The sequence below is a fragment of the Roseobacter sp. GAI101 genome (assembly GCF_000156335.1).
Classification (GTDB): domain Bacteria; phylum Pseudomonadota; class Alphaproteobacteria; order Rhodobacterales; family Rhodobacteraceae; genus Sulfitobacter.
This window is the reverse complement of the sequence record NZ_DS999216.1, coordinates 112,182-122,812: the sequence shown is the minus strand read 5'-3', so window position 1 is coordinate 122,812 and position 10,631 is coordinate 112,182. Positions and strand designations below refer to the sequence as shown.

Sequence of the window (10,631 nt, the reverse complement as noted above, 5' to 3'; positions counted from 1 at the left end):
GCGAAACTTCTATCGCGTTGTTTAGGCCTTTGTGGGCCCGGTGGTCAGCGTTCGGAGCCTGTGTTTTGACCGGCTTGATATAGCTGCGCAATTTGTCGGTTATGACCACCCTCGGCTCGCCAAACTGTGAAACCAATCTTTGGAAAAAGCGCTTTGCTGCTTTGGCATTCCGACGTGTCTGCACGAGAATATCGAGAACGTCTCCATCTGCGTCGATCGCGCGCCACAGCCAATGCTTCTTGCCCCGGATCGTGATCACGACCTCATCCATGTGCCACTTGTCGTTCGGCCGCGGACGTTCGCGGCGGATGCAATCTGCAAAATGCGACCCAAAGCGATTAACCCACAGTCGGATCGCCTCCCGGCTGACAATCACACCCCGAGCAGCCAATAGGTCTTCAACATCAGCCGTGCTCAGGGCTAACCGGTGATACGCCCAGACAGCGAGCGCGATGATTTCACGTGGGTAGCGGAAGCCCTTCAGGGGCGGCAAATCGATTGGAAGGTTCATGAGGCAGACATACCTCTACCAAACCCTGTCAACAACTTGGCAATACCCCTGTTGCGGGCCCCCAATTACGGGCGTTCCCACTTCATGAATCTATGAAAAGCGCATTAGGCTCAAGTGTGGCCATACACTCAAAATTTCAACCGATGGTAGTTGTTGCCCAAATAGCACTTCAACTTTGAGGAATTCACTCGAACGAGTGCTGAACAAAGTCGGCAGCCGCGAGATGGCACGTGCTAATCTGGCCTGTTTGATTGCATGGTGGATTTGAGGTGAAGCAAGCGTCGCGTTGCGGTGATGGTCTGTGTGATGGCCTCCAACGAACCTGAAACGGTCATCAATACAAAGGATATGCACCTTGGCATCAGTTGCATCTATATTGCCAAAACTATTCAGCTGACATGAAAGGCGTCATGGAAAGCATGTTAGCCTGTGACACAGTGGACTGCTTGCATATTCGGCAATCAACATCGGCAGCCAACATCGGCAAAGGCTTGCCATAAACATAGATTGAGATCTATAAACATGCAGCTTTATGAAAAATCAAGATCGGCAAAAAATGCTGGAAACACCAGGCAGAATAGAACCCTGTTTCTTCGAGGAACACATCCCAGCTGAGTTGGCTGACCTCTCTGTTGATATCCAGCGCGAGGCAAGTGGGCTTGGACAAGGCTTGCATCCAGATAGTGCAGCTGAACTGGCAGACTTGGTTCGTGTTATGAACTGTTATTATTCCAACCTGATAGAAGGCCACAACACGCGGCCACGAGACATCGAGAAAGCGCTCGCCGGGGCAGAGTTAGAAGAAGAGACCCGCCCGCTCGCGCTCGAAGCACGTGCACATGTCATCGTTCAGCGTGCCATAGATGAAATGCACCGCAATGGAACAATGCCCGTACCGACGTCGATTGAATTCTTAACATGGGTTCATCAATCTTTTTACGATGAGATGCCCGAAGAGTTCCGTGTCATTGAACATCCAAACGGCACGTCTGAGCCTATTGTTCCGGGTCGTATGCGCCAGCAAGGCGATTCAGAAGTCTCTGTCGGACGGCATAACCCGCCATCATCTGCCCGTGTCGCCACGTTCATGGAGCATTTCGACAAGCGCTTTCAAATTGCAGCGCGCTCAGCGAGCGGCCGCATTATTGCAATCGCATCTGCCCATCATCGCCTTAATTACATACACCCATTCCCTGACGGCAATGGCCGTGTCAGCCGTCTGATGTCCCATGCAATGGCACTCAATGCAGGCATTGGTGGCCAAGGCTTGTGGTCCATTTCGCGTGGACTTGCACGTGGACTGCAGGACCGCGGCGAGTACAAACGGATGATGGATCTCGCCGATAGCCCTCGACGCGGGGACCGCGACGGTCGCGGCAATCTGTCAGAAGCGGCACTTAAAACGTTTTCAGCGTGGTTCCTGAATGTTTCGCTAGATCAGATCACATTTTCAGCCAAGCTTTTCGATCTTGCCGGATTGGATAGGCGTTACCGCCGCCTTGTGGCGGATACGATCGATGACAAGCGCGCCCCCGATCTGATATCGGCTGTCTTACGCCACGGGATGCTCGACCGCGGCGACGCACAGGTCGTTCTCAAGACGTCAGAGCGGACATCGCGAAATACTCTTAAAAAGCTGACTACTGCCGGGTACCTGACTTCTGCTTCTCCCAAAACCCCAGTTCGGCTTGCTTTTCCGTTAGACTATCGCGAGCGTTTGTTTCCGAACCTTTTCGCAGACGCTGACCTCCCCGAGTGACATACCGCACTTAAAAATTTGAATTCGATGTGCAAGGCCGACACCTGTGCAGTGTGGAAACTGCCATACTTCAGCTCAACGGCTTCCATAGCCGCACCCTCTACAAGCGTCTCAGTCACAACCCTACTGCAAAAGTAACCTTCAACGGCAACCAGCCTACCTCTGGGACCAGAGGGCTCATGATCATGATATTCACTGGCATTGAGGATCGCTTGCAGTGCAGCCGATCTGTCCAGATCGGCCGACAAGTGCCAGTGGGTCGTGCGGGCGATTGCGATACCACGCCGCGACCGCTATTTAAGGGCCATGAGACCAATTCTGATCCTAATCCTAACCAGCTTGACGTCTTTGCCAGTGGCCGCGCATCCGCATGTTTTCATCGATACTGGATTCGAGTTGATCCTCGACGATACCGGGCAGATAACGCATGTGCGGGTGATCTGGCAGTATGATGATTTCTATTCATTGCTAATCACCGAGGACATGGCGCTGGACAGCGATGGCGATGGCGTGTTGGCCGAGGAGGAGATTACAAGGTTAACGGGCTTTGACATGAAATGGGACGAAAGTTTCAATGGCGATCTGGTGGTGACAGAAGGCGATAACCTCGTTGCTCTGTCAGGACCGCAAGAAGTCACGGCCAGCTTTGCGGATGGGCGCATCACAACAACGCACCTTCGGGCTCTCGAAGTTCCGCTAGTGCCGGGAAAAACTCTAATCATGAAAGCCTATGACCCGACCTATTATTCTGCCTATGAGGTGACTGGCCCCGTGGCAGTGACAGGGGGTGGCGTGTGCCACGTGCGGCAGAAAGCCCCTGATCCGGACACCGACTTGAGGGCACTTCAAGCGCAGCTTGCAACTCTGGATGCCCAAGCGGATCCACAGGATGCCGGGTTGCCAAATATTGGCGCGCAGATGGCGGGCAGCGTGATCGTGATATGCGGCGCGTCCTGACGCTGGCAGGCATCGCGGTCCTGATCGGGCTGCTGGCGATGTGGTGGAGCGGCAGTTTCGACCGCCTCGCCTATTGGGTCGCAGGCCAACAAAGGGCATTTCAGAACGCAATCGCCAGTGCTCTGCGTGCCGCCCGTGCAGAACAGCCGGGTGCGGTTTTCGCACTGCTTTCGGCATGTTTCGCCTATGGGCTGGCGCATGCGGCAGGGCCGGGGCACGGCAAGGTGTTGATCGGCGGATATGGCATGGCGCGGGGCGTGCCGCTGTTGTGGCTGTCGCTTATCGCGTTGGCATCTTCGCTTGGACAAGCGGTGACGGCAGTGGCGTTGGTCTATACCGGGGTAACCCTGCTGAACCTTGGGCGGGAGGCGATGGTGGGTGTGACAGAAGACATCATGGCCCCTGTTAGCTATGCGGCCATTGCGCTGATCGGCGGCTGGCTTGTCTGGCGCGGGCTCGGTCACCTGCGACCCGTGTCAGCGCATGATCAGGAGGTCGCAGCCTGTGCTAGTTGTGGCTATGCTCATGGGCCAACAATTGCAGAAGTCGAAAAAGCTGGAACACTGCGGGAGGCTCTGTTGCTCATCGCAGGGATTGCCGTCCGCCCCTGCACAGGTGCGCTATTCGTGTTGATCATTACTTGGCAGATGAGAATAGGTGCTCTTGGTGTTGCCGGTGCTTTCGCTATGGCACTTGGCACAGCGGCAGTCACTATTGCAGTTGGGCTCGGCGCAGGTACGTTGCGCGGCGGTGTACTGGCCGGGTTCGCCAAGTCACCGCGTGCTGCAATGTTGGCCGCAATGGTGGAGATATTGGCCGGTGGAATTGTTGTCATGCTCGCAGTCGGACTGCTTTTTCGGGCGCTGTAAGGTGCCAGAGGATTAAAAGCCCACAACGCGATCTGCGATCCCACCTTTATTACAGAATTTCGGCTGAACGGTTTTTGGTTTTTAGCCTCCCAAAAACGAACCTTTTTGGCATATGTCCCATTGTCCCAAGCTATCGTTCTTTCATCACACAGCTAACGGCAGGAGGTCGTGTTGCACGGATCAGCTTGAGGGCATGCTGGCCCCTTTCCCACTGTTTCAGATCAGACGCTCATAGACCGCATGACCGAGTTCGGTCATGCGGTTCAGTGATTTGACGGCGACTTTGGTTTCGGTGACGTCAGAAACACTGCCGAGCAGCGTAGCATGCGGGATCTCGCCCCATAACGCGACACATCGCTGTTCCAGCCAATCGTTCAGCGCAACAAGATCGGGGAAGCTTGGCATCGGTTGCCACAGCCGGTGCCGGGCATCCTGCACATTCTTCTCGACTTGCCCCTTCTCCCAGCCAGCAGCTGGATTGCAGAACTCGGGCTCGAACACGTAGTGGTTTGCCATCGCAAGGAAGCGCATGTTGACCTGTCGCTCCTTTCCGCGACCGACACGATCAACCGCCGTCTTCATGTTGTCGTAGATGCCGCGCCCCGGGATGCCGCCGAAGACCCGGAACCCGTGCCAATGGGCATCGAACAGCATCTCGTGCGTTTGCAGCAGATAGGCGCGAACCAGAAAGGCTCGGCTGTGTGATAGCTTGATGTGGGCGACTTGTAGCTTCGTGCGCTCACCGCCCAGAACGGCAAAATCTTCACTCCAGTCAAACTGGAATGCTTCCCCCGGACGGAAGACCAAGGGCACGAAGGTGCCGCGACCTGTCGTTTGCTGCTCCCGCTGCCGATCAGCCCGCCAGTTCCGTGCAAACGCGGCGACGCGGCCGTAGGACCCGTCAAAGCCGAGCGCCACCAGATCGGCATGCATCTGCTTCAGCGTGCGCCGCTGCTTTCGAGACTTGGCCCCCTCTGTCTTCAGCCAGCCGGCCAGCTTGTCAGCGAACGGATCCAGCTTGCTCTGCCGCTCAGGCGTCGCGAAATGCGGCTCAATCGTGCCCGCATTCAAATACTTCTTGATGGTGTTGCGTGACATTCCAGTTCGCCGCGCAATCTCGCGGATCGGCAGCTTCTCTCGCAAAGCCATACGTCGGATGATGTTCAAAAGTCCCATGTGTATCACTCCAATGTCCCCCATTGCGCATGGCGCTGAGGGAAGGGTCACATGGGTCAATTCTCAATGGAAATTATGCCGCTACCCGGGGCACTTCTGAGTGGAAATCAACAGTCATACTCAAAAGCGTCCGCAGCAGGCACTTTCGAGGAGAAATCGTTGAGCGCGACCATTTCTAGGGAAACATCTCGCGCAACATCCATCTCTTGAAGAACTGAGCGCAGGGTCGGTCCTTGGGTAATCCCCCCATTTTTAATGGGGTCCAGCCGTAGAATTCAGGCGGCTGTTTTCAGTTTCATGGCGGGTGTCATGCCGCCGATACCCATATTGGGTCGCTCATTGTTGTAAGTCCAGAGCCATTCAGTCGCCTGGTCTTGTGCCTCCTCAATCGTTTCAAAGATATATTGCCCAAGCCACTCGCCGCGAACGGTGCGATTGTAGCGTTCAATATACGCGTTCTGCTGGGGTTTGCCCGGCTGGATGTATTCAAGCCGGATGTTGCGTTTCTCAGCCCATTCCATGAGCTTGCCACTGACATATTCCGGGCCGTTGTCGACACGAATTGTCTGCGGCTGACCTCGCCATTCAATGATCTGGTTCAGGCTGCGCACAACGCGCTCCGCTGGCAGCGAAAAGTCTACCTCGATGCACAGACCCTCGCGGTTGAAGTCATCCAGGACGTTCAGTGTTCGGATTGATCGACCATCCGCGAGCTGATCTGCCATGAAGTCCATCGACCACGTCTCATTTGGCCTGTCAGGCACGGCCAGTGGTTCGGGTTTGTCCCGCTTCAAGCGTTTCCTGGGCTTAATCCGTAGGTTCAGCTCCAACTCGCAGTAGATCCGGTAGACGCGTTTGTGGTTCCAGCCGTAACCCTGCACGTTGCGCAGGTATAAGAAGCATAGGCCAAAGCCCCAACTACGCTTGTTGGCTGTCAGGCGTTCCAACCAGTCAGCGATCTCTTCATTCTCATCGCTCAGAACAGGGCTATATCGAAAACACGTCTCGCTGATCTGAAACGCGCGGCAAGCCAATGCGATACTGACCCCATGTTGTGCGACTGCGTTCATGGCCATCTCTCTTCGCTGAGACGGCCTCAGCGCTTTTTTCCAAGAGCTTCCTTCAGCAGATCGTTCTGCATGCTCATCTCGGCATACATGCGCTTCAGGCGACGGTTCTCGTCGGCCATGTCCTTCATCTCTGACATCAATGACGCGTCCATCCCGCCAAACTTGGCCCGCCATTTGTAGAAGCTGGCGCTGCTCATGCCATGCTCACGGCACAGCTCAGAAACCGGCACGCCGCCCTCCGCCTGCTTCAAGATCGCCATGATCCGCGCGTCGCTATATCGTCCATTCTTCATCGTAAATCTCCTCAGTTATCTTGCCGAGAAAATTCTACTTTTGAACACCACTAATTTTAGGGAGGATTACCTGGCCAGCGCCTCGCAGCGGACGCCAGTCTGATTGAGGCCGACGCCAACAAACAGAACTCCACACCAAAGGAGGACTGGGATCACAGGGCAATTGACCCGAGCGATGCGCCCCGCGCGGTCAAAGAGTATCTGGACGTCCTGGACGATGCAGCATTCGGTGCTGCATCTGAAGTTGAGCCAAAGTTCACGTCCCACTGCGACCCAAGCAGCCAGTGGACTGCAGCCCGTAAAGGCCCTGCGTTCTTTGCCTATTCCACCAATTATCTGATCGATACCGATCACAGTGTCATCGTGTACGTTGAAGCGACCAGATCGATCCGGCAGGCGGAAGTTCGATCTGTGCGCACCATGTTGGATAGGATCAAAGACCGGCATGATCTGGCACCCGAACGTCTCATCGCGGACAGCGCTTATGGATCAGGGCCCATGCTCGGCTGGCTTGTAGATCGCAAAATTAATCCCCATATTCCGGTCCTGGATAAAGCTGGTCGCACCGACGGCACCTGGTCTCGCGCAGATTTTGAATGGGACGCCGAGAACAACCAATACATCTGCCCAGAGGGTGAACCCCTGAAGCAGTTCCGCCGAAACTATTCTGACCCCAACCGTGGGCCCACCGGCAAAGGCGTCGCCAAGTATCAGGCTCTGAAGCATACCTGTCAGGCCTGCCAATCAAAGATGAAATGCTGCCCGAATGCTGATGCCCGCAAGATCACTCGCGAAGAGCATGAAGATGCCCGCCAGGTTGCCCGCGACATTGCCAAGACCAAGCAATATGCGATCTCAATGAGGTTGCGAAAGAAGGTCGAGATGCTCTTCGCACACCTCAAACGCATTCTCGGCCTCGGAAGGCTCCGATTACGTGGACCATGCGGTGCAAATGACGAATTCCTACTCGCCGCAACCGCCCAAAACCTCCGCAAACTGGCCAAGATCTTTCCTGCACCGCAGCAAACGCGCAAAGCCTGATAAGAAAGGTGCTCGCTCCCAGTTTGGAGCACCACTTTCTGCACCGGCAACACGGTGTTTTTCCACAGAATCAGCCCATAGTGTCAAATGCTGCACCGTACATGAGGGGCGGCTTTTATGCACTGATATTGGCCTACGGGAGGCATCGCCTGACGTCGTCCAAGATTTGGCTTCCCGCGTTCAAAGAGATTGTTTTGGTGCAATGACCAAGCTGCGGCTCTAAGCAAAGCGACAGCACGGACCGCAAAAAAAACAACGCGCTGGTCTCTCAGGACTGAGGCGTCTGATAGCTTCTTTTGTGAGACTGGATGCAGATAAAAGTCACTTCAGAAAAGTTGCGCGCGTCGCGGCCGCACAGGTCTGCAAAAACCCTTGATCGGAGCTTGTCAGAAATCCTGTTGCGCCCTGCGTACGAAGACTCGCCACTTCTAGCGAATTCCCTGCGAGAATGAGGGCTGGTACTCCGGCACGATACGAAGCTGCGAGGATTTGCGAGACGGCCAGATCCACTGATCCGTCCTGCATACCAACCCCCATACTCACCGCGAGGTCGGCCCTGCCGACGAAAATTGCATCGAGACCATCGGTACATATGATTTCATCAATCTGGTCCAATGCCCCTTTATCCTCAATCATAGCGATCACGGCACAGCGCGCGTCCTGTCCTTTCATGTGATCCCCCACCGGAGTGCCGCCGAAATTCCCCGCGCGCGTGGTTGGAGACAGTCCACGCGCGCCGCCGTCATATCTTGCCAAGGCTACGATCTTACGTGCGACGTCAGGCGAGCTCACATGGGGTACCAATACGCCATCGGCACCGCTGTCGAGCATACGCAAAATGTCGGCGTACTGGCGCACCCGTACCAGTCCAGCCATGCTATGCGCTCGACAAGCCAGCAGGATAGCATCCGTCGTTTCGGGGTTCAGCGGAGCGTGCTCCTCGTCAATCACCACAAAGTCGAATCCAAGCGTTCCGAGGATTTCGGCCGGCTGCGTCGACGGGATTTTCAGAAAAGTGCCGAGCATCGGCTCCGGCGCACGAAGGCGTTTGCGAAATCCTTGCATCAAAACCTTACCTCGTCTTTGCCCTTGGTGCCAAGGACCGCTCGTGCTTCGTCGGGCGTGGCGATTTCGTGGCCCAGCTCTTCGAGGATGCGGCGCAGTTTGGCGACCATCTGGGCGTTACTCGTCGCAAGCTCTCCCTTGGCGATGTAAAGGTTATCCTCGAGGCCAACGCGCACGTGCTCGCCAAGGATCGCACCCATGGTGACCAGCGGGAACTGCGACCGCCCTGCCCCCAGCACGGACAGCAGGTAGTCGTCCCCAAAAAGCCGGTCGGCGGTGGCGCGCATGTGCATCAGGTTCTCGGGGTCGGTGCCCTGCGCCCCGGCAACGCCAAAGATCGCCTGGACAAAGAACGGCGGCTTGACCAGGCCCCGGTCCGCAAAATGCGCAAGGTTGTAAAGGTGACCCGTATCGTAGCACTCAAATTCAAAGCGGGTGCCGGTCTCCGACAGTCGGCCCAGTACCGTCTCTATCTGGGTGAAGGTGTTGGACATGATCAGGTCGCGTGTCCCCCGCAGGTAGTCCAGTTCCCATTGTTGCGGATCGTGGCAGGCTTTTTCCGCCGCCGAGATGTTGAAATTGAACGACCCCATGTTGAGCGAGGCCAGTTCGGGTGCTGCCTTCAACGCAGGCGCGATGCGGTCCTCCATCGACATACCAAGCCCGCCGCCCGTGGTGATGTTGACGATGGCATCGGTCGCCGCCGCGATGCCCGGTAGAAAGGCAGCGTAGTGTGCCGGATCCTGGCTGGGAGCGCCAGTCTCGGGTCGCCGTGCGTGCAGGTGCAGCACAGCCGCCCCGGCTTCGGCCGCACCGATGGCGCTTTCAGCGATCTGGTCAGCAGTCACCGGCAGATAGGGCGACATTGACGGCGTGTGGATAGAGCCGGTCACGGCGCAAGAGATGATGGTCTTTTTCGATAAGCGGGGCACGGTTTGTCCTTTGATATGGTGCGGCCCGGACAGCGTCCCGGACCGCAGAGAGGTTCAGAACACTTTGACCAGGCGCAGCTGCAAAACACTGTCGTATTCAAAGCCGCCTTCGACGTTGAAATCCTTGCCATACATTGCCTGTATTTGCGTGGTGGGCGTGATGAAATGTGTGCCGTAGACGCGAACCTGATCACGGTGCGCTTTCAAACCCGTCTCGATACCGCCGATGCTTTGCGCACCGCCGCGCTGGCCGGAATAGCCGATGGCAAGCGAGGTCGCAGGACCCCATTGCTTGCGCAGCATCGCCTGAATCTGCCACGCAGGGTCGCGCTCGTATGTCACGCCGCCTTCATCGTGGTCCCGTTGCAAAGCCACATCCAGCACGCCATCAAAGTAAAAGCCGCCGCCAAGCCCTTGGATCAGGCCGACCTGCGGCGTGATGGTAAAGGTCCCCTCGCCGATCCCCAAACGGGCCGGGTCATAATCGCCGGAGGGCAAGGTCGCGAACAGCGAAACGCCCAGCGTGGTACCGGTTTCAGGGTTGTCAGGCTGCACCGGCCACACCGTCAGGCCCAGCGTGGTATCGCCGATGCCATCGGATGTCTGCTGTACTACAGTGCCGATATTGGCAGTGTCGATGCTGGCAAAAGGGGTCACCACGTGAAAAGCAGCTGGCATGTCGCCCAAGTTGAAATAGTTCAGGCTGCGCAAGATGGCGATATCGGCGTTAAATTCCGAACCGGGGACCTCTTGCCCGTTAACCTTCAGCTTATCCGAGCTCAGCTGCTGCCAGTACAGCATGCCCAGCGTGGTGCCGCCGGGAAGGATCGTATAATCCCCCGGCCCGACGTCGATGGCTTCTGCCGTCGTCGCGGCCAGGGTCAGCGTCGTTGCAGCCGCGCCCAGTATGTATGTAATCTTCATGAAGATTTCCTCCCTTTTCAATTGCGAAGATGGT

8 protein-coding genes and 2 pseudogenes are annotated in these 10,631 nt (G+C 56.4%); 4 read left to right on the top strand and 6 right to left on the bottom strand.

Annotation, left to right across the window (positions count from 1 at the left end; translation table 11 throughout):
- Positions 1-511: IS6 family transposase (locus RGAI101_RS20915; protein ID WP_037230592.1), on the bottom strand; the 511-nt coding region annotated here is incomplete at its 3' end.
- Positions 512-1,067: 556 nt separating this feature from the next.
- Between RGAI101_RS20915 and RGAI101_RS20910 the strand changes: the two genes are divergently transcribed.
- From RGAI101_RS20910 to RGAI101_RS20900, 3 genes are all read left to right on the top strand, one after another.
- Entirely contained in the window at positions 1,068-2,270 is a 1,203-nt protein-coding gene (locus tag RGAI101_RS20910) for a Fic family protein (protein ID WP_037230642.1), read from the top strand.
- 306 nt (positions 2,271-2,576) lie between these two features.
- Positions 2,577-3,227 (top strand): DUF1007 family protein, encoded by a 651-nt coding sequence (locus RGAI101_RS20905; RefSeq protein ID WP_037230590.1) that lies wholly within the window; start codon positions 2,577-2,579, stop codon positions 3,225-3,227.
- A complete protein-coding gene (locus RGAI101_RS20900; protein WP_008230325.1) occupies positions 3,212-4,096 on the top strand; it encodes a nickel/cobalt transporter in 885 nt (294 codons plus the stop codon). The genes RGAI101_RS20905 and RGAI101_RS20900 overlap by 16 nt, the downstream gene beginning before the upstream one ends.
- Before the next feature lie 279 nt (positions 4,097-4,375).
- Here RGAI101_RS20900 and istA read toward each other — a convergent pair.
- Both istA and RGAI101_RS20890 read right to left on the bottom strand, forming a co-directional pair.
- Positions 4,376-5,272: pseudogene (gene istA / locus RGAI101_RS20895) on the bottom strand (IS21 family transposase); the annotation flags it as partial.
- A gap of 275 nt (positions 5,273-5,547) precedes the next feature.
- A protein-coding gene (locus tag RGAI101_RS20890; RefSeq protein WP_085980057.1) for an IS3 family transposase occupies positions 5,548-6,635 on the bottom strand; the annotation gives its coding sequence in 2 pieces (ribosomal slippage) (positions 5,548-6,374 and positions 6,374-6,635; 1,089 coding nt in all).
- Between the two features lie 60 nt (positions 6,636-6,695).
- On the opposite strand from RGAI101_RS20890, the pseudogene RGAI101_RS21765 reads away from it, so the two are divergent.
- Positions 6,696-7,676, top strand: a pseudogene (locus tag RGAI101_RS21765) (transposase); the annotation flags it as partial.
- 321 nt (positions 7,677-7,997) lie between these two features.
- On the opposite strand, the gene RGAI101_RS20875 reads toward RGAI101_RS21765, so the two are convergent.
- The 3 genes from RGAI101_RS20875 to RGAI101_RS20865 are packed head-to-tail and all read right to left on the bottom strand — an operon-like array spanning position 7,998 to position 10,597.
- Positions 7,998-8,741 (bottom strand): HpcH/HpaI aldolase family protein, encoded by a 744-nt coding sequence (locus tag RGAI101_RS20875; protein ID WP_037230588.1) that lies wholly within the window; start codon positions 8,739-8,741, stop codon positions 7,998-8,000.
- A complete protein-coding gene (locus RGAI101_RS20870; protein WP_037230581.1) occupies positions 8,741-9,673 on the bottom strand; it encodes a 3-keto-5-aminohexanoate cleavage protein in 933 nt (310 codons plus the stop codon). The genes RGAI101_RS20875 and RGAI101_RS20870 overlap by 1 nt, the downstream gene beginning before the upstream one ends.
- 54 nt (positions 9,674-9,727) lie before the next feature.
- Positions 9,728-10,597: a transporter gene (locus RGAI101_RS20865; protein ID WP_008230214.1), complete on the bottom strand. Its 870-nt coding sequence runs from the start codon at positions 10,595-10,597 to the stop codon at positions 9,728-9,730.
- Positions 10,598-10,631 lie beyond the last annotated feature (34 nt).